The organism is Photobacterium swingsii (assembly GCF_024346715.1).
GTDB classification, from domain to species: Bacteria; Pseudomonadota; Gammaproteobacteria; order Enterobacterales; family Vibrionaceae; genus Photobacterium; species Photobacterium swingsii.
On the sequence record NZ_AP024852.1, the window covers coordinates 3,033,611 to 3,054,006 of the forward strand.

Annotated in this window: 16 protein-coding genes and 1 other RNA gene; 7 read left to right on the plus strand and 10 right to left on the minus strand. The window is 42.2% G+C overall.

Translation table 11 applies throughout. From position 1 onward, the window contains the following. Positions 1–27 precede the first annotated feature (27 nt). Positions 28–651 (minus strand): nucleotide exchange factor GrpE, encoded by a 624-nt coding sequence (grpE, locus tag OCU77_RS13760; protein WP_048898064.1) that lies wholly within the window; start codon positions 649–651, stop codon positions 28–30. A 186-nt stretch (positions 652–837) separates the two neighbouring features. Between grpE and nadK the strand changes: the two genes are divergently transcribed. From nadK to bamE, 3 genes are all read left to right on the plus strand, one after another. Beyond that, the gene (gene nadK, locus OCU77_RS13765; protein ID WP_239685909.1) at positions 838–1,728 is read left to right on the plus strand and encodes an NAD(+) kinase; all 891 of its coding nucleotides are present in this window, start codon (positions 838–840) and stop codon (positions 1,726–1,728) included. Between the two features lie 237 nt (positions 1,729–1,965). Then, positions 1,966–3,633, plus strand: coding sequence for a DNA repair protein RecN (gene recN, locus OCU77_RS13770; RefSeq protein ID WP_107302782.1), 1,668 nt, complete (start codon positions 1,966–1,968; stop codon positions 3,631–3,633). A 220-nt stretch (positions 3,634–3,853) separates the two neighbouring features. Then, positions 3,854–4,210 (plus strand): outer membrane protein assembly factor BamE, encoded by a 357-nt coding sequence (gene bamE / locus OCU77_RS13775; RefSeq protein WP_048898062.1) that lies wholly within the window; start codon positions 3,854–3,856, stop codon positions 4,208–4,210. A 113-nt stretch (positions 4,211–4,323) separates the two neighbouring features. Here bamE and OCU77_RS13780 read toward each other — a convergent pair whose 3' ends face one another. Together OCU77_RS13780 and OCU77_RS13785 are read right to left on the minus strand one after the other, a co-directional pair. After that, positions 4,324–4,638, minus strand: coding sequence for an RnfH family protein (locus OCU77_RS13780; RefSeq protein ID WP_048898061.1), 315 nt, complete (start codon positions 4,636–4,638; stop codon positions 4,324–4,326). Next, positions 4,628–5,062, minus strand: a complete 435-nt coding sequence (locus OCU77_RS13785) for an SRPBCC family protein (protein WP_048898060.1) — start codon at positions 5,060–5,062, stop codon at positions 4,628–4,630. Before OCU77_RS13785 ends, OCU77_RS13780 begins: the two co-directional genes overlap by 11 nt. 161 nt (positions 5,063–5,223) lie before the next feature. Here OCU77_RS13785 and smpB point away from each other — a divergent pair, with 161 nt between their 5' ends. From smpB to OCU77_RS13805, 4 genes are all read left to right on the plus strand, one after another. Then, positions 5,224–5,706 carry an SsrA-binding protein SmpB gene (smpB, locus tag OCU77_RS13790; RefSeq protein ID WP_048898059.1) on the plus strand — a complete coding sequence of 161 codons (483 nt, stop codon included), beginning with the start codon at positions 5,224–5,226 and terminating at the stop codon, positions 5,704–5,706. A gap of 106 nt (positions 5,707–5,812) precedes the next feature. Beyond that, positions 5,813–6,182: a transfer-messenger RNA gene (gene ssrA, locus OCU77_RS13795) on the plus strand. A gap of 165 nt (positions 6,183–6,347) precedes the next feature. Beyond that, on the plus strand, positions 6,348–7,589 hold the full coding sequence (locus OCU77_RS13800) for an integrase domain-containing protein (protein ID WP_107302783.1): 1,242 nt from the start codon (positions 6,348–6,350) through the stop codon (positions 7,587–7,589). Positions 7,590–7,598: 9 nt separating this feature from the next. Beyond that, positions 7,599–7,901 carry a hypothetical protein gene (locus tag OCU77_RS13805; protein WP_048898058.1) on the plus strand — a complete coding sequence of 101 codons (303 nt, stop codon included), beginning with the start codon at positions 7,599–7,601 and terminating at the stop codon, positions 7,899–7,901. A 57-nt stretch (positions 7,902–7,958) separates the two neighbouring features. Here the strand turns inward: OCU77_RS13805 and OCU77_RS13810 are convergent, their stop codons facing one another. From OCU77_RS13810 to OCU77_RS13840, 7 genes are all read right to left on the minus strand, one after another. Further along, positions 7,959–11,894 (minus strand): DEAD/DEAH box helicase family protein, encoded by a 3,936-nt coding sequence (locus OCU77_RS13810; RefSeq protein WP_084711736.1) that lies wholly within the window; start codon positions 11,892–11,894, stop codon positions 7,959–7,961. Continuing rightward, positions 11,894–15,019 (minus strand): site-specific DNA-methyltransferase, encoded by a 3,126-nt coding sequence (locus OCU77_RS13815; protein ID WP_048898057.1) that lies wholly within the window; start codon positions 15,017–15,019, stop codon positions 11,894–11,896. The genes OCU77_RS13810 and OCU77_RS13815 overlap by 1 nt, the downstream gene beginning before the upstream one ends. Positions 15,020–15,029: 10 nt before the next feature. After that, entirely contained in the window at positions 15,030–15,518 is a 489-nt protein-coding gene (locus tag OCU77_RS13820; RefSeq protein ID WP_239685893.1) for a hypothetical protein, read from the minus strand. Beyond that, on the minus strand, positions 15,511–16,890 hold the full coding sequence (locus tag OCU77_RS13825; RefSeq protein ID WP_048898055.1) for a DUF3696 domain-containing protein: 1,380 nt from the start codon (positions 16,888–16,890) through the stop codon (positions 15,511–15,513). Before OCU77_RS13825 ends, OCU77_RS13820 begins: the two co-directional genes overlap by 8 nt. 9 nt (positions 16,891–16,899) lie before the next feature. Further along, entirely contained in the window at positions 16,900–19,779 is a 2,880-nt protein-coding gene (locus OCU77_RS13830; RefSeq protein WP_048898054.1) for an SNF2-related protein, read from the minus strand. Beyond that, positions 19,776–19,946, minus strand: a complete 171-nt coding sequence (gene mads1, locus OCU77_RS13835; protein ID WP_048898053.1) for a methylation-associated defense system helix-turn-helix domain-containing protein MAD1 — start codon at positions 19,944–19,946, stop codon at positions 19,776–19,778. The genes OCU77_RS13830 and mads1 overlap by 4 nt, the downstream gene beginning before the upstream one ends. Positions 19,947–20,064: 118 nt before the next feature. Beyond that, complete coding sequence (locus tag OCU77_RS13840; RefSeq protein WP_084711748.1) at positions 20,065–20,283, minus strand: AlpA family transcriptional regulator; 219 nt, start codon at positions 20,281–20,283, stop codon at positions 20,065–20,067. Between the last annotated feature and the right edge of the window lie 113 nt (positions 20,284–20,396).

The following is a 20,396-nucleotide window of genomic DNA, read 5'->3' on the forward strand; positions in this document are numbered from 1 at the left end:
GAGCTTTTTATCATTTGCTCGCAACGATTACGCTTGCGTATCAATGTTACCCGCAGGGGCTTTAGATACCATCACCATCGCAGGGCGAATAACACGGCCGTTTAGCTCGTAACCTTTCTGCATGACTAGCATTACTGAGTTAGGGGCAAAATCCGCGCTTTCTTGAATCGTCATCGCTTGGTGGAATTCTGGGTTAAACGCTTCGCCCATAGGGTTAATTTGTTTAAGGCCAAATTTCTCAACCGTGCTTGTCATGGTTTTCAGTGTTAGTTCAACACCTTCAAGCATTGGCTTAAGTGCTTCATCGTTCTTGTCAGTCATTTCAATAGCACGTTCCATGTTATCGATCACTGGCAATAGCTCTTCAGCGAATTTGTTAAGCGCGAATTTACGTGCTTTATCAATTTCTTGCTCACTACGGCGACGAACGTTTTCACCTTCTGCACGTGCACGTAGTGATGCATCAACGGCGTCTTTCGCTTTCGCTTCGCTTGCTAACAATGCAGCTTCTAATTCAGCAATGCGTGCTGCTTGAAGTTCTTCCATTGTCATTTCAACAACTTCTTCCTCAGCAGATACAGTCTCAGCCGTTTCTACAGATTCTTCTTGCTGTAGTTGCTCGTCCTGTACTTTTTTCTCTTCGTTGCTCATGCTTTCGCTTCTCCGCCAAGATATTGAGTTCAAAATATTGCGGGGGATTGAAACATAAAACCCCTCACAAAAAACAGTCTTGCGCATATTATGGGGATGAACTTCAATGATTCAAGCTGATATCGTTCACAAAGCGCGACATTCTTCTCATCCAAAGGCTATACTGCCCCCACTATCACTCGTCGGATCAAGGACATGAAGCGCATTTTTGACACTGTCGCGTTAATTGGTAAACCGAGAAATCCAGATGCCCTGCAAACGCACAAATCACTGTACGATTGGCTTACGGCTAAAAACTATAATGTATTGGTTGATCACCGCCTTGAAAACGAGATCGACATTCCTGCCGATTGTTTTTGTGATTTACTCACCATCGGCGATAAAGCCAACCTTGCCATCGTTGTTGGTGGTGACGGCAATATGTTGGGCGCAGCCCGCGTTCTATCACGCTTTGATATTGCCGTTATAGGGGTGAATAGAGGCAACCTTGGCTTCTTAACCGATCTCGACCCCGATACCTTCGATCAAGAATTAAACGCCGTGCTGCAAGGCGAATTTGTTACCGAGCAACGCTTTTTATTAGAAGCCGAAGTGCACCGTCACGGCCAAATTAAAAGCCGTAACGCCGCCTTAAATGAAGCCGTATTGCACCCGGGCAAAGTCGCGCACATGATAGAGTTTGAAGTCTACATCGATGAAGCCTTCGCCTTTTCACAGCGCTCAGATGGCTTAATCATTGCCACGCCAACAGGCTCAACCGCCTATTCACTGTCTGGTGGCGGTCCAATTTTATCACCAAGCCTCAACGCCATCACTCTAGTACCTATGTTCCCGCACACCCTTTCTAGCCGCCCATTGGTGGTTGATGGTAACCGCAGGATCAAGTTGTTGGTCTCACCCGACAACGGCAGTACCCTTGAGGTGAGCTGCGACGGCCAAGTCTCTTTGCCTGTCAGCCCTGGCGATGAAATTCACATTTACCAAAGCCCTGAGTGCTTGCAGCTGATCCACCCGAAAAACTACAGTTATTATGAAGTCCTGCGCGGCAAGTTAGGCTGGTCGAGTAAGCTGTTCTAATCGCACGTAATACCTGTACACAGTAATAAAAACACCTTATTCATGATTGAGAAGCCAGCCATCGCGCTGGCTTTTTTATTTTTACCCGCTCAAATATTTCACTACTTATCATCAAGTTAGATAAAAAATAATCACTCTGCTTCTTTCATCACAAAAATATGCACAGGTATCTTTACTGTATGTAGATACAGTATATACTGTATGAAAACACAGGTGTTGATTTAAACAGGTGAACACATGCTCGCTCATATGACGATCTCTAACTTTGCTATTGTCAAAAGTCTTGAATTTGAACTAAAGCCAGGAATGACCACTATTACTGGTGAAACAGGTGCTGGTAAATCCATTGCGATTGATGCCTTAGGCTTGTGCCTTGGTGATCGCGCCGAAGCTTGCATGGTTCGCCCCAATGAAGACAAAGCTGAAATTTCAGCCGCGTTTTCACTGGCCAATAACCAAGCCGCCCGTCGCTGGTTAGAAGACAATGAATTATGTGATGGCGACGAATGTATTTTACGCCGAGTGATCACCAAAGAAGGTCGCTCACGTGGTTTTATCAACGGTAGTCCTGTGCCCGCTTCCCAGCAAAAAGCGCTTGGCCAACTGCTGATCAATATTCATGGCCAGCACGCACACCAACAACTGATGCGCGCTGATCATCAGCAACAAATGCTGGATCAATACGCCGGTCACCACGTATTAATGGATAAAACGCGCCAAGCCTACCAAGTGTGGCGCCAAGCGAGTAACGAGCTAAAACGCTTAAGCCAAAGCCGAGAAGAAAACGAAGCCCAAAAACAATTAATCCAATACCAAGTGAAAGAGTTGGATGAATTGGCACTGGGTGAAGATGAATATCAAGAGATCGAAGAAGAGCACAAACGCTTGTCTAATTCAGGCGAATTAGCGATGTCGAGCCAAAGTGCCTTAGCGATTTTGTACGATAACGACGATGCTAACGCCCTACAATTACTGCAAATGGCCAGCCAGCAAGTGTGCGCCCTTGGCGAACTGGACAGCCAGCTAAATACCGTGCCACAAATGCTGGAAGAAGCGATCATCCAAGTACAAGAAGCCAGTCAAGAGCTACGCTGCTACTTAGATGCAATGGACATGGATCCACAACGTCTGGTCTACCTTGAAGAACGTTTAGCCAAAATCATGTCATTGGCGCGCAAGCATTATGTGATGCCTGCCGATCTTTACCAGAAACACCAAGAATTACTGAAAGAATTAGACGATCTAGATTGCAGCGACGAGCGCCTAGATGGCCTAGCCGACGAAGTTGAAGTGAGGCGCCAACAATTTATTGCCCGCGCAGAAAAACTGAGTAAGAGCCGCCAGCGTTACGCCAAAGAATTAGATAAGAAAATCTCGGAAAGCATGCACCAACTCAGCATGGAACACGGCATTTTCAATATCGACATTCAAAGCGACGCCACTGGCATGCTAAGCCCGCTGGGTTTCGATACCATTACTTTCTTGGTATCAACCAACCCAGGCCAACCACTACAACCATTAGGCAAAGTGGCATCGGGTGGTGAGCTATCACGTATTTCACTGGCAATCCAAGTGATCACCGCGCAAAAAGTGGAAACACCAAGCCTGATTTTCGATGAAGTCGACGTAGGTATCAGTGGCCCGACAGCCGCGATTGTCGGCAAAATGCTACGTACCTTGGGGGAATCAACCCAAGTGATGTGTGTTACCCACTTACCGCAAGTAGCAGGCTGTGGCCATCAGCAAATGTTTGTTGCCAAAACGGCCAGCAAAGGCCAAACAGAAACCAGCATGCGCCCACTCAAACAAGACGACCGCATTGCAGAACTGGCTCGTCTATTAGGGGGCAGTGAAATCACCGAACGTACCCTAGCCAATGCAAAAGAATTGCTGATTGCGGCGTAACAAAGACTTATCGCAATCTATTTTCAGCGCCAGCCCGTACAACGTGATAAAATAACCAGTACTGCCATGCAACTTATTAAAGTAATGGCAGTCTGTATACTTAATCAATACCTAAGCAGGTATCGTATTGATTGAGATCCACTGTTTTTTATCTGCCTTTTTACTTCTGCTTCGAGCTTGTTTATTATCGCAGCAGTTAAAGCGAATACGCCGGGATGCTATGAGTTGGAAAAACATTGCCGCACTTACGTTAGCACTGAGTCTACTGGGTGGCTGTTCAGTTGTTGAACGATTGGTTTACCGTATTGACATCAACCAAGGTAACTTCTTGGAAGCAAAAGATGTGGATACACTACGATTTGGTATGAATAAAGAACAAGTACGCTATGTATTAGGTTCGCCAATGCTAGTAGAGCAAGGCCACCCTGACACTTGGTACTATGTTTACTACCACAAGCCAGGTCATGATGAACCACAACAAAAAGACCTCAAGCTAAGCTTTGATAAAAACAACAAATTGATAGGCTTATCGGGTGATTACCAGCCAAGCCCGCAGTTCATGGATGGCATGAACTGATCAAAGCTAGGCTATGAACGCGTCCATCTTGGCCTCATCACCAAATGGCAGAGACAAAAAAGCTCGCATATTGCGAGCTTTTTTATGTTTGAAGCAGCAAACAATAAATCATGTTATTTATTTGCTTCTGCCGCCTTCTTCGCTTGCTCGGCACGCTTACGGCGGATCTCTTTCGGATCTGCCAATAACGGACGGTAGATCTCTAATCGATCACCATCACGCACGGTCGCATCTAATTTCACGTTACGGCTATACACACCCACCTTATTTTTCTTCAGGTCGATGTCTGGGTACATTTCTAATACACCCGATTGCTCAATGATCGCCTGTACCTTGGTATCTGAGGTGATCGCGAGTTTAATCACTCGCTGAGCGGAAGGCAGTGCATACACCACCTCCACATGAATTAACTTGTCGTCAGAAGCCATAAATTTCTTTTGCTCGTTGCGTAAAAGCAGACACCATATTACTGGTTAACTCTTTAAAGACTTTGCCAAATGCCATTTCAACAATCGCATTGGTAAATTCAAAGTCTAAATTCAGCTCAACTTTACATGCTTCAGCATCAAGTTCGATAAATTTCCAACCACCAGCTAGCTTCTGAAACGGCCCTTCAACGAGCTGCATTTCAATATTTTGAAAACTGGTTAACTGATTACGGGTAACAAATGTTTTCTTGATCCCCGCCTTCGCCACATCGACTGACGCCATCATGTGCAGATCGGAACTTTCAATCACTTTGGAGCCCGAACAACCTGGCAAAAAGGCAGGGTAAGACTCAACATCGTTAACTAAATCAAACATTTGCTTGGCGCTAAAAGGGACTAACGCAGAGCGAGTGATCTGAGGCATAGTTTCTCCTTAACCCTTAGACGAAAGTAATGATACCATTACTGCGCTAACAGCCAAAATAGGGAATGCAGCGCATAATCGCTTACCCAGTAAGCCAAATGAAGCCAGTATCCCCTTCGACCGCCCAAAATCTGGCGGGACACAGAATAAAAAGAGTATTTATGGCCAAGAAAAAACCAAGTAAACCGGGTAGCAATACCATTGCCAAAAACCGCTCCGCGCGTCATGAGTTTTCGATTGAAGACGAATACGAAGCGGGCCTATCGCTACAAGGCTGGGAAGTAAAAGCCATTCGTGACGGTAAAATCAACATTTCAGAGAGTTACGTGTTCCTACGTAACGGCGAAGCCTTTATCTCTGGTGTGACGATCACCCCACTGAATGCCGCTTCTACCCACGTTGTTGCCGATCCAACACGCGTACGTAAGCTACTGCTTAACCGCCGTGAAATCCAGAAGTTAGAGCACGCGGTGAACCGTGATGGCGAAACCATTGTGGCATTAACCATGTACTGGAAGGCATCTTGGGTTAAAATTAAGATAGGCACAGCGCGAGGCAAGAAATTGCACGATAAGCGTAGTGACAGTAAAGATCGTGATTGGCAGCGTGATAAAGCGCGCATCATGAAACACAGCGTAAGATAGTCAACTTGTGGCTAAGTGTTCGAATTTCATCCATAAACACTTGGCCATACTGTAATTTTGTTGACGCATATATAAAGTATGCTAGTATCGAACGCGTAACACCTCTGGGGCTGATTTAGGATTCGACAGGATCACGAAGGCTTTGGGAGCATGTCGTGGGGCGGTTTGCCACGTTAAAAGCCGCAAAAAAATAGTCGCAAACGACGAAAACTACGCACTAGCAGCTTAATACCCTGCTAAGAGCGCTCCTGCCCTAGCTTCCGCTTGTAAGACGGGGAATAACAGGGGTTCAAACCCAAACAAGATAGCGAGGGAACCTTTGACTAGAGAGGTGAACCGCGAAATAGAATTCTGGTATGTATTCGCATAGCGTGTCTGTTCGCAGTGTCGGGTACGAGAATAAAGACAGACTAAGCATGTAGCGCCTCTGGTTAGACTGATTTTGGACGCGGGTTCAAATCCCGCCAGCTCCACCAAATACACATTTAAAGACGTCCCAGGACGTCTTTTTTTGTGCCTGCAATAACGCAAAATCAATGACTTAGCGTACTATAAGGTTCCATAGCATCCCACTGCTTCTTTGCATTATGGGTACACAGAAGGGTACACTGATTTTAGTCCCCTAATTTGGTGTACCCATTATGGCTAAAACGACAACTAGACTATCAGACAAAGAGATCAAAGCATCTAAGCCAGATGATAAAGAATACAACCTTTTTGATGGCGATGGCTTACGTTTACGAATTAAGCCCAATGGTTCAAAACACTGGTTATTGAACTATTACAGACCAACAAATGGTAAGCGAGCAAATCTAAGCTTGGGTAAGTATCCAGACCTTTCTCTTGCTAATGCACGTAAAAGTACAATGGAAGCAAAAGAGCTGATCTCACTGGGAATAGATCCTCAAGAAGATAGAAAACGACAGCAACATGAACACAAAGCGGTTCACGAACATACTTTCATTAACGTTGCACAAAAATGGTTTGAAATAAAAAAGGACTCCGTCACTCCAGACTATGCCGTTGATATCTGGCGCTCTCTAGAGCTTCATGCTTTTCCATCTATCGCAACTATCCCAGTAAAAAATATTGATGCTCCCTTAATTATCGACCTTCTAAAACCCATTGAAGCGAAAGGAAGTTTAGAAACGGTTAAGCGACTATCGCAACGTCTAAATGAAGTCATGAACTATGCTGCGAACTGTGGACTCGTAAAAGCCAATCCCCTAACTGGTATTCGTGCTGCTTTTAAAAAGCCCAAAAAAGAGAATATGGCCGCTCTCAAGCCAACTGAATTACCAGAGTTAATGGGAGCTATTGCAAATGCCAGTATAAAGCGCACTACACGCTGTTTAATTGAATGGCAGCTTCATACTATGACACGCCCTAGCGAAGCTTCTGGAGCTCGTTGGTGCGAAATTGACTGGGATGAAAAAGTTTGGACTATTCCCGCTGAACGAATGAAAAAAAGAAGAGATCATCGCATCCCGTTAACGGAACAGATGCTTGAATTACTTGAAGTGATAAAACCTATCAGTGGACATAGAGAGTTCGTGTTTCCATCTGATCGAGATCCTAAGAAACCATGTAACAGCCAAACGGCGAACATGGCACTTAAGCGTATGGGCTTTGCAGGAAGGCTTGTTAGTCATGGCCTGCGCTCACTAGCAAGTACAACACTTAACGAGCAAGGTTTCGAAGCTGATTTAATTGAAGCAGCACTGGCCCACGTTGACGATAACCAAGTTCGCAGCGCATATAACCGTACCGATTACCTTGAGCGACGCAAGCCAATGATGAGCTGGTGGAGCGGGCATATAACAGAGGCCGCCAAAGGCAGCCTCTCGGTAACAGGTACTAAAACCCTAAAAGTTATTGGCTGAGGAATATTCATGAAACAACTCAACTCTTATGACACAAAAGAAGAAGGCGAAGCGGCACTAGCGAAAATCGATGAGCCTAAACGCCTTGCTAGTGAACGTGACAGCACAGAAACAATCTATAACTTATTCGGTATACCAAGCTGGGGAAACTTCTACAAGCTAGATATGTTTAATCTCGCCGAGCTCAAAGACATCGTTCAGAAAAAGCAAAACGGTCAACCTTATGACGAAAAAAAGCACCGAGAAATAATCACGATGCTTCAGTACGCAGCTAAAAGCTTTGATTTAAAAATTCCTAAGCACTGGCTATAGCTTAAGCTTTAAGCCAGTACAGAGGATGCTAATTAGCATCCTCCATGTAGGAACAACCTAAAACGGACTTATAGAGAAACGCTCGTTAAGCTCCCAAGCACTTTCTTCACCAGAAACTTTCTTAACTACATCATGTTCTTCCAAATGAGCAAGAATCGATTGAACGCTACTCTCATCTAATCGCCCACGTCCATATGTTTTGCATAGTTTCTCAATCTCATCCAACAGTTCACGCGCAGTACGTTTCATTTGCTTGGGAAAACCCAATAGAACTAATGCAGCTTCAGGAGATAGTTTAATTTCTTTTGTTAATACGGTCTCCATTGCCCTAACGATTGCACCTAGACACAATACATCAGAAAGAAGACCAAGAGAGAAATCACCGTCGACTGATACTATATTCTTAAGCAGCTTCATGAACCCTGGAAGCTTTTGATAAGTCGCTCCACCACTCCCATCAGCCCCATTTACAGTTAAGCACTTCATAAACTGTACGGAATCGTGCATTACATGAAGAGACTTAGCGCGAGTTTGTGTCGATTGATCAGCCCATTTAACTTTAGCAAGCAACAAGTTAGCTAGTTGATCTTCAGACATATCTTCGATAGCCATATGGCTAAAAGCGAGCATTTTCAATAGCATCTTTTCAAGATATGTATTGTCATCCATAAACAGGATGTTTCTCTCTTCTAGTTGATCTTGGAACTCACTGACATTAATAAGATCTTTATGCTCGGTAGCAGAAACAACAAATGCACTCAGTGACAGGTCTTTGTCATTGAGTTTACCCTCAAGCTCTTTAATCTCTTGGTAAAGGCCAAACTTGGCATCATCCAAATTAAGGTTACGAATACCTTTTGGATCAACCAGAGCCAACCACTGCTTGTTCGTTTCATTGTCGACTAACCACAGTAGGAAATCTGGATAAAAGTTGCCTGCCGTAGCAAAGCCTAAACCCTTAGCCTTCGTGTCTGCATTTCTTAGTAGGTACAAACTCTTATCACCAACGATCTCTTGCCCTCGTGGTGTTTTAAGAAATTTCTCCAAGTCTTCAATAAATTGAATCTCACTGTCACCATCAAAAGCTTTTGGTCTCATGCGTAAAGGCACATCTTGCTTTTTGTCGAGTGACATCAATGGATAATACAGGTGTCTGTCGAAGCTCACAGCAATAACGCCTGGAGCATCCCACTCTTTAGCGGCACCTAAATCTCCATTTGCAACAAGTTGGGACAACTCTTCTAACTTCTCTTTGTAGACTTCACCATCACTCGTGTCATCAATCTCAAAATGATACATATTAATCATTCCAGGATCTTCTTCATGCACCCTTGTCACTTCGTAGAACTGACCTTCATAAGCATTCTTAAGCGCTTTATAGAAGCGATCTGTAAAGTCACACAATAAACGGAGCATTATGTCTTCTTGCTTACGAACATCAGCAAATGATTTCAGCGTCAATTCACTAGATGGAATCAGCAAGGTATACCAGTGGTTCTGATCTTCAGTATTGCCTAAACAGAAATCCATCAGTTTTTGTTTATCTAAACGTAAATTTGACCAACCACGTTGAAGCTTAAAAGCTTGTAACTCTAGATACAGCCTATCGAAGTCAAAAGCAGCAATAACTTTAGGGTCCAATTTACCTTCATTACGCTGATCAATTAATACCTTTTCTTTTTTATCTGTAGTGCTTAGTGCTTCAAGCTTTGGATACAGATCCAGTTTGACATGTGCGGGTTTTAGCTTGCCTTTAAAATCCTCTGGGACTTCATAAAGATGAGGGAAGTAGACACGCTTGAAGCCCTTTTTCTGGTTATCTTTATAGCCATCTTTGAGCTTTAGTGTTTTCAATTTGTTTGCTGGCACATTTGCACGAGTCGGAAAATCTAGTTCTAAGATTTCATCACTTTGAGGAATGCCCTCATCTTCAAGATACTGCTTAAACGTTGACATATAGTCAGCACGGACACCAAAGATATTGAGTGTTTCCAGTCTTTCTAAATGTACGCCTTTTGGACGTTGTGTCACTGTACTGCGCTTCAACGAATAGCCTTGCCCTTTAAGGCGAACACCACGCCCAAATAACTGAATGATCTGCGAACCTTCACCTTTACCCATGTTAAGTAGGCCCATTGTCGATACGCGCCAGCTACTCCAGCCTTCAGTAAACTTCTTAGAACCTATAAGAACATGAATATCTGAATCTTTATCGTTGATTGTGTGGAACAACGTTGAAGCAAAGTCGTTCGACTCATAATCAAAATCCTCGTCTTCCTCACAAGCTTGATAAAGCTTTGGAGAGTCACCAACGTTGATCAAGCCAAACGGTTCAGAAGTACCTACGCGCAGAGCAAGTTCACCTTTACTGCCTTTTAAGTTTTGAACAAGTAATCGTTGGCCAGTATGTGTCGCATTAAACAACTTTTTAATGATGTCAGCGTATACGTCACCGTTAAAAGTCATTAATGGTAAGAAACGCTTATCAAAGATGCTGCGCCCTTTAGTATCTAAAATTCGAGCCTTGTTCTGTATGAAGTCAGCAATCCAAGACTTTGCTTGATGTTCGTTATTTAAGAACCAAGCTAGGAATTTAAGAACCTCATGAATATCAGACGATTCACCGTCTTTCTTCGTTGATACAGAGTTACCAACAAATACCCATAGTGGCTTCTCGATGTTATATTCGTTGAGCTTGTCGGTATGCTTTGAGTAGAGATATTGCTGTTGGTAAAAGCTCAGCAAACACGCAGTAAAGTACTCATAACGCTTACTATCATCCGCATCCGGATCTTTGTCATTCTCTGGGTTTAGGTTAAGAATCAAGGACTCTTTACCGTAGCCATCACTGTAGAAGAACTTGTACGAGTAATCGAATAAAACACACTTACCATACACTTCACGCGTCGCTTCTATACGCGCCTTTCTTTTTTCAGCATCGGTTAAAACTAGTTGAGCTTTCTGTTCATCATCGAGTTTATTGATTGCTTTAGTATCAAATAAGGTTTTAGCTTTTGTTTTTTGTAACTCTTCTTCGTTCTTTGCAACGGTATTACCTTTAGCAACGGCTTGCCCAAACGTTGCTGAGTACTCAAAGGCAAAGCCGCCTTTAGTTAAAGTATCTCGGCGACGCATCCAAGCACCCGCAGCAGTACCAGTCCCCTTATGACCTTCATCAATCAAAACGAGGTTATTGCCTTCAAATGCTTCGACAGCAACCGTTTTATCACCCATTTCATCGGCAAGCTTATTAATATCAATAACTTCAATAAACTCGCGGTCGTGATGACGGTCATTTTTATTAAAAGGTTTTACCTTATCAAACCCTGATTCATGCAATTCTTTCAAATGCTGATTAGAAAGACGCTCATCTGGTGTCAACAAGATGATCTTGTCTGGATGTACGTTGCTATGACCATTTCTAAAATAATGCTGGTATTGCAAAATATTAACGTGCAGTAACAGAGTCTTACCTGAGCCTGTTGCATTCCAAAATGCCAGTTTGTTTAGATCGCTAAGCACGTAAAGCTGAAACATGTCTGCCTTGCCTTGTTCTTTGTTAAACTCTGTTAACTCAGCGTTCAAGCCATCGAGCAGCTGTTGCTTCTTATTGAAATACCAGTCCAAATAGATCTCTGTAAATAACAGCGACAAGTACTGGAAGTACTTCATATTCATTACCGTATCTTCTTTACGGTTACGATACTCTGTTATTTGGTTCCAATGTTTGACAACATTCAGGTCATAACGACGCAGTTCATCAAGGTCGATACGATCGACCTCAAATAAGTTACTGCTTAGCTCTTGGAAAAACAGGGTTTGTCCGTCTTCATGAATGCCTTCAAAGCGATCATCGCCTAAACGACCTTTTAACCCCTCTAGTGTGCCGTCTTTAAAGAATCGATACATGTATCGGTTCAATACAAGCTGTTTATGGAAGCTCAGCTTCTTGGCACCTTTTTTAATGGCTTTAGCTGCTGATCTCTTAGCCATTACAGAGTCTCCTCTGCGAACATTTTGCTCAGAAACTCAGGTTCAATCTGACGTAGTTTCAACGTACGGGTAATTTCACCATCTTCATCATCAGAAGTGAATGCCGTTGGTAAGTTGTGGTCACCATTGATGTAGATAACATCGAATGTCTGCTCTTTAGCATATAGATCAAATCGATTAGCGTACTTTGTCAATTCTTCATAACCAATCTTGTCGCAATCTCGCCATAACACCAACGCACGCTCACCATTAGGGAGACTACCTTCCAACCTAATGTAACCATGTTTTACATTTGACTCTCTCGTTTTTACATTTAAACCAATTAAGTAATTAAAAGTCTCAACCAGATCAATACCTTCCGACTCAATTGCCCCTGCCGAATCAGTAGCAATATTCATTTGATAATCAAATGGTTTACTAAAATCATCTGTATTGAGTAACGAATCTTTACTTTCAACATCAAGCATATATTTGACTAAGTAATCACTTTCCAACTGTTTATCTGAACTTGAAAACAGATCTTTAGTGAACGTGTGCTCTCTTAAAACAATATTATTCAGAGTATCTTCATAGCTTTCTAACTTAATCGTTTTAAAAATCACGGATTGGTATTCAGAGTTTTGTGGTTTCCCCTCACTCCATAGACTTGAAAATGCAGCTTTGAGAACTCGCGGCTTAGTCACCTGTTCAAAATATTGACCTTGTTCAACAAGTATAAATTTCCTGTTACCTGAATCCTTCCTATTAAGATTTAAGACAGCATGCCCTGTAGTAGCAGAGCCTGCAAAATAATCAACAACTAAACTGTCCTTTTCGCCCGCTCCCGCTACCTTTAAACAGTCTTCAACAGCGTGAATTGATTTTGGGTAAGAGAACGCACTACTAGTACCAAACATTTTCTTAATTAATGCTGTTCCGTGCTCAGTCGCAGAGTATTTTGCATCTGCCCAAAATGACAATGGCTGAACGCCTGCGTTAGGTCTTCTACGATAATAGACAAAGTACCTACCGTCATCTTGTTGAACTGCTTTTAATTCAGATATCATTTCTCTGACACGATCACGGCTTAAGTACCAACGGCCCATAGTCTCATCATCACGCACAGGCCAAATCAGCTTCTCACCGGCGCTTTCTGTTTGCACATTTATATACTCTTCTGTTTCAGGATCATATGTACACTCGGCAAGAGACAGCACACCATCTGAATCTAAAAGAAATGGGTAGCACATTGTTGGACGGTCTTTTTGTGCTGCGCCACCGCCTGCTTTTCGAAGCATTTCCCAGAAATAGCGACCATGTTCATCACTATCTCTGTACCTCGCAAGTTGGTCTTCGGAGCGTTCTAACCTTTGAATTGCCGTATCTTCATTATTTCTCGCAAACAAAGCATACTCATGTGCTAATGCAAATCCATTCGGAATAGGCCTACCAGATGGTTTAATTCTAATAGCAACGGTTCCTGCGAGTTCGTCATAAACTTGCTCCATCAATTTTGCTAAATTGTGTAACTCGTAATCATCGATAGTGACACATGCAATGCCGCTTTGGTCGAGAAGATACTTACCTTGGATTAAACGTTCTTCCATTAAGGCTAACCACGATGAGTCTCTGAATCCATTCTTATATAAAATAGGACCAGCATCGGTGTTATATGGAGGGTCTAAGTAAAGAACATTTGCTTTACCTTGATATTTAGTTTGAAGCAGTTGAAGAGCTTGATAATTATCACTTTGCACTAGAAGGCCATCCGTAGATTCTTCTAGATTCTCAATTTGATTCAATACCTCAGATTTAAGTTGAAGTGGAAGCAGAGTCGTATCAACTATCAACCCTCTATTCAATTTCATATACTCTGTTGTTCTATCAGATTTAGGCTCGATAAAACCTAAATCAAGCCATTGCTGCCATTGCGCATCAACCACAGAAATTGCTTCATATAGCGACTCATCTAGCTTATCTAATGTGATTGAATAATTGGATGACACAATAAACTTTTTCTTGGCCCAAAGTTTCTTTTGGAAGTTTTCCAATTGAGCTAAAAACGTAACAAGTTCTTGTGCAATCGAGCGCAAACACTGAATCATTCTCAGTTGCTTTTCTATATTTCCAAATACCTCTGCATTCTGCAGGTTATCCAGATTCATCACTTCATTTTTGATATAAAAATCCAACTCATTGTTGAGGAATTCACCAAGATTTTTATGAATGAAGTAATCTGCTGTATTACGTTGCGTATAAGTAGTTAAATGGCGCTCAAGCTCTGTTCGATTCGGATTTTTTTCTGTCGGAGCTCTCTTCGTAATGTCAGCCCAACTACTTTGAACTAATTCATCTTCTAGAACAGAAGCAATCGAAGCTTGGACTAAAACATCTTGTTTAGTACCTTTCTTCATCACTTTGTACTCAAAGTGAATAACAAGTTCTTCTTCACCATCAGCTTTATGAACTTCCACTGGCTGATATTCTACTTCGCACTCTTCGCCGTCTTCATCCAGTTTAGTTCGCTTGTGAGGCTCGATGAGTACAAAGCGTCGGTCCGCATCATTATCTTTTCGGTTATCTTTTGCGGTATCAGCAGCTAATAGCTTAAAGCTGACCTTACGACCATCATCAAGCTTGAATGAATAGTTAGCGAAGTTCTCTCCACTTTTAATGTAATACTGGTCTTTGTTTGCCCAGTGCAGCATAACCTCTTCACCAGCATAAGGGATTGCGTAGGTGTCGCCTTTATAGCGGCGCTTGCTGATAAAGTCGCCGTCATCATAATAACGAGAAAAGAATGTCAAAAGATGAGAGAACACTGCACTCTCATGCTCATTTGCACCTTGAGCCGATTGTGCGATTTGATTTTGAAGGTCTTTTACTTTTGGGATGCCACTTGGATCGACACCAAGCGCTTCGGCTCCTTTTATTGCTTCAGCAAGATGCTTCTCAAGTTCTTCCTTGTTCGCATTACCCGCTTCAGAAAGTGCTGCTTGGACTTTTGCTTTTAGCTTGTTCTCTAAGTAGTCGTTGATCTCATCAGCACGAGCATTAAGAATGCGGTAAATACCAAAATCGAGCTCTGGCTTATCGATTTGGAAAATCTCTTTTAGCTTTAATACTAATTCATTGTAATTATTCATTGTTTTCTTCTTAATTTTGCTGTCGTGTACAGCAGTCAGGACATAACTGCTGTACGGTAATATTTAGTTGGTTCATTAGCTCTTGCTGCTCAACCCAATCACTATCAGTCGCGTTAACGACTTGTGCCCCACCGGAAACCGCCGTTGCTAAAAATTTTCTATCTGATGGGTCAAAGCGATTTTCTGGTAATTCTTCAAAACCGCGATTCTCTGCAAGAATTGGAGTGATTGTGACCAATTCGATATTCTTGCCGGCGTATTGATTATCATGGAGATACTTAAAAAACATATCTCCAACACCAGGACTTCCTGCATAGCTAAGATGTTTAGCATATTCATCCATTATCAAACTTGTTTGATCAAGACAAATTGAAAGGTGCTCGCAACGCTCTAAAAGTTCAATACAAGCCAGCTCACAATCTATTGAAGCTTGTGGTGAACGACCATTGGCGACAATTGCAACATTGCTATCAATCACTTTTTTAGCAGCATTACTCACTACATTGCTCCGAATCATGTTTGGCTTTTCGTTTTAACAAAGCAGCCTTACGTGTAGCGGCTATCTCTGCCATCTCGTCACCAAAAAAGTTTTCTGGCCAATTATGTATTGCACCAAATTCGTCTAATTGCAGTGTTTCATAATTTGCACGGCCTTGTTTTGTCGAAAAGAAATAAAGAGCAATATCATTTTTTTCTGCACTACTCTCTGCAACTCTACGCTGTAAACGGCGGATAAAGTGCTCACTATGGCTTTCAACAATTACTTGAATATTTCTGGTTTCCGACACAGTTAAAATTAAATCAGCAAGTTCACTTTGCACTGATGGATGTAAATGAATCTCAGGTTGCTCTAGTAGAACTGTACTGCCTTCGGGGACATAATACATTAGCACCAAAACTGGTAATATTTGCGATACACCAAAACCAACATCGGTTAGACCAACCTCACTACTGCCTGCTTCTTTTTTTACTAGTGTGCGAAAAATATTCGAATTTGGTGCAACCTCTTCAACACGGAAAGAATTAATTAAACCTAGAGCTTTCAACCAGTAAGCAATCATCTCTTCAAAAGATTTATTGTGCTTCTTATATCCTAAACTTCTTTTTTCGTTGCGCGTTGAGGCGGCTAATATAGCGTTAATAGTGAGTTCACCTCTAGTTCCAACATCTGTTGGGCTAGTGCCAGACCATTGATAAGTACGTTTTGGGTAGTCTCGAAGTGGTCCCAAATAGTAAATATTATCCATCGCAGCTTCAAAAGACGCTTCAAATTGACTTAAAAAATCTGCATTCTGATAATAAGTTTTGGCTTGATCAGGGAAAAGATAGTTCTTGGTTGGTTTAGGTAATTTCCACATACGACCTTGAGTGCGAGTGAAGCGAAATTTCGACCTACCCGTTGCTACAAGATCAAAATCTTTAGAGTCAGGTTTTCTTTGTATTGAGAATTGATGGTCCGCAAAGTCATAACCCAATGCTTTCACACCTAAAAGCTTATCTTCTAAACCGATAGAAGAAGAGATTTCTAAACTAGAAGCTTTAAACAAAACACTAGTAGAGCTTTTCTCAACATCTTGTATTTTCAGCTCTTTAGGCAAGTCCCAGGACAGGGCCCACGAGATATCTCTTGAGCTATCATGCTTAAATACCACATCATGGTAAGTTCCTAATTCAACTAACTTGTCATGACCACCAAAATCGGCAGCAATCGCTCTATCGCTGTTATCTTTACTTTGTTTAAGCATGAGCAAGAAGTGAATCAAGCTACTTTTACCAGAGCTGTTCGTACCAAACAAACCGGTCACCATCCCAAACTTTATCTCTAGCTTTTCCCAAGCTTTAAAGTTATTGAGTTTAATTGTTTCTAACACGTATGCCTCCTATGCCACCAACCAACGAACTGTGAATAGCTCAGTGACGTTTGTTTTCTGCTTCATGCGTTCTTCAAGCGCTGCGATTAGTTCATCACGTTTATCTGCGACCTCATCTTCTACGTCAAAGATTTCTGAACGCTGGCGTCGCTGTTGTCGCTCAAGTTTCTTAATTTGCTCTTGGCTTGTCTTTTGCTCTTCTACAGACTGTGCGTGTCTTGCTTCTCGTTTTAATGATCGTATTTGGGCTTTAGTATCACGCAGTGCTTCTTCAGCAGCCATCACCTTATCTTCAGCCCACTTCTCAAGCTTGTCTCTCTCTACTTCGAAAAGCGTATTATTACTGTCCATCACTTCTGCAAGTTTTGCATCAATCTGTCTAGCTCGAAGAGAACAAAGCTCACCTGGCATGGTTAACTCAGTTTGAATAGATTTTGATACACCTAAGTTAAAGAGCTTTTTACACGCCTCTGAATCAACTATTTGTCCTTTGTCTGTCTTAGCTGAGAATACGAGAAACTCTTGAGTATTAAAGGCTTCTACTGAAAGTAGGTTGAGTGTTAACCAGCCTGATTGACCTTTTAGTTGCTCTGCAACTGACACCTTCGTGCTATGGCCCGTGTAATCAAAAACCAGCTCACATCGTTCGGTTTCAAATTCCCTCGCCTCAGCAATAACTTGCTCACCTAATGGGTGATTAATTCGATAAGCTTGAGTATGGTGATCGAGTTGTTCAACCTCTCGACTGTATCCACCAGCTTTTCTTATCAACTGATATTTACCAAAGAAAGAGTCGTTTATTGGCTCATTGATAGAGAAGCTATGATTCTCATGGTCAAAGCAAGCTCTGTCTTTCAACTGCTGGTAGGTTACTGCCCAGAACCATCTACCGACTTTATCTAAACGCTCTTTGGCTTCATCAAGCTTAATCTTTAAAATATCATGGATATCTTCATCAAAATGCTCAAGAAGCTGCTCTTGAGTTTTCTGCATTTTTTCATTGATGTCATTTTCGAGCTCTTTTTGTAGCGACTCAAACGCAGATTCTATTTCTTCTGGTGTGCGGCAAGATTGATAGATTTGTTGAATCCGCTTTTCAAAGTCAACACCGCTTTCTATATTGCCAAGTACGCTATCCGATGCACCAAAAACACCATCGAATAGATTAAATTTATCAGTAAGCAACTCCAGTACCCTTGAATCAGCCTGATTGCGTTGATTCAAAAAGTTAACGACAACCACATCGAACTTCTGACCGTATCTATGACAGCGGCCAATACGCTGTTCAACTCGTTGTGGGTTCCAAGGTAAATCGTAATTGATCAGAAGTGAACAAAACTGAAGGTTAACCCCTTCAGCAGCTGCTTCTGTAGCAATCATGATTTCTGCATGTTCTTTAAAGTAGTCTATTAATGCTGACCGCTTATCGATTTGAGCCGAGCCTGTCACGCGAGATGAGCCTTGATACTCTTCTCTCCATTGTTGGTAGATTTGAGTTGCTTTAGCCGTGTTATTGGTGCCGCTGAATGTCACTACTTTTTCAGCGTAACCATTATTTTCTAAAAATTGAGCCAGATACTGCTGAGTTCTCATTGATTCAGTAAAGATGATGACCTTACGAGCCGCACCCATTTCAGCTAACTGCTCAAAGCCCTTATCAAGCCCTTGCAGTAACTCCTTGGACTTTGTATCAATACCAATGAGTTCCGCTTTGGCAATAATAGCTTCAAGCTCAGCAATCTCTGAATCCAGAGCTTTCAGGTTCAACTCTACTTTTCCAGAGTCAACCTCAGCTAATTCTGTATCTTCGTATATGTCATCCTCAAGATCGTCATCTGTAATGATTTGTTGAATGATGTCTAACTCATCTGTTTGTTGTCCATCTTTTTTAAGCTGTTCTAACCTAAATTTCAGAATTTGCAGGTTATTGATAACCGCTTTGGTACTAGAAGATAGGAGCTTTCTCAGAATCAATCCTGTTAAGTGTCTATGCCTCTTTGGTAACACATAGCTATCTTCACGCTCTAGCAAGAGCTGCACTCGATCATACAGCTCTTGTTCTTGCTCACTTGGATAGAAAGGAATAGTAATGGCTTTACGTTCAGTGTACTTAATGTATTCAAGTACATTCTTTCGTAGCGTCCGCTTCATAAAGCCAGCCAAACGCTCCTTTAACTCACCTCTGTCGCTATCAGCTTGCATAAACTGTTTTCGAAAAGCCTTATGATCACCAAAGATATGCTCATCAATGAGAGTAGACATCCCATACAGCTCCATTAGCGAGTTCTGCAATGGTGTCGCAGTTAGCAGTAGCTTTTTCCTTCCATCGAGAGCTCGCTTAAGAGCCTGCCCCATTTTGTTGCTTTCACGGTGAGCATTTCTGAGTTTATGGGCTTCATCGATAACAACCAAATCCCACATTTCAGCCACGAGCTTATCTTCAAGCCTAGCGGCGTAATGATAAGACATGATCACAACTTCTTTATTATTCAGTGGATTGTAGATGCCTTGTTTTTGAAGTTGATTAAACGTTTTGGCATCTAATACACGAGATGGAAGGTTGAACTTCTCTAGCAACTCAGTTGCCCACTGACGACGCAGTGATGCAGGACAAATGATAAGAAGCTTACGCTTTCTTTCCGCCCAGTATTGGCATAAGACCAAGCCTGCTTCAATTGTTTTACCAAGACCAACTTCATCCGCTAAAACAACACCTTTGGTAAGCGGATTATCAATAGCAAAAAGAGCAGCATCTATCTGGTGTGGGTTTAAATCGACACTTGCATCAAATAGAGATTGAGAAAGGCGATCTACTCCATTATTTGCATGAAGTATAGAAAGCTCATGAGCAAAGTATTTGGCATGAAATGGAGTTAGCTTCTCAATCATTTTTTCTGTTCCTCAATCCACGCTTCTAAATCTTCGCGCTTAAAGCGCCATGAACCACCAACCTTAAAGCCTGGTAGCTTGCCTTCACTGGCAAGTCGATAAGCGGTTTTCTCTGCCAGCTTTAGGTAAGCCGCCACCTCTTTCAAAGTTAAAATTTGGTCCGTCATTTGATTGCGCTAGCCTTGTCAGAGTTTTGAGGGAAAGTATACAAATGAGAGAATATGAGAAAATTGAGGAATCAGCAATGCATTATAGTTTATTGTTAACTCTTGCTATGCTTATTGGTCAAACAGCAAGCGTTCGTCCCTCTAGCTTCTCTTCCATCCAGTCATCGACCTCACTCTCCACCCAAGCAACTGCGCGATCCCCCAAACTAACTTTTTCTGGAAACTCACCCTCTTCCATCTTCCTATAAATCGCTGAGCGGCTTAGTGCTGTTTTTTCCATTACTTCTTTTAGCTTTAGAAATCTCATGGGACGTCCTCCTATGTCATTGGTTCCCATGTGATTACCTGGCACGTAGAAAAATACCGTTTTGTACCTTATGGTGTTCAATACCACCTTCAAATCCAGTAACAACAAAAAAACACCTGCTGGCTGTGCCAGCAAGTGATTCA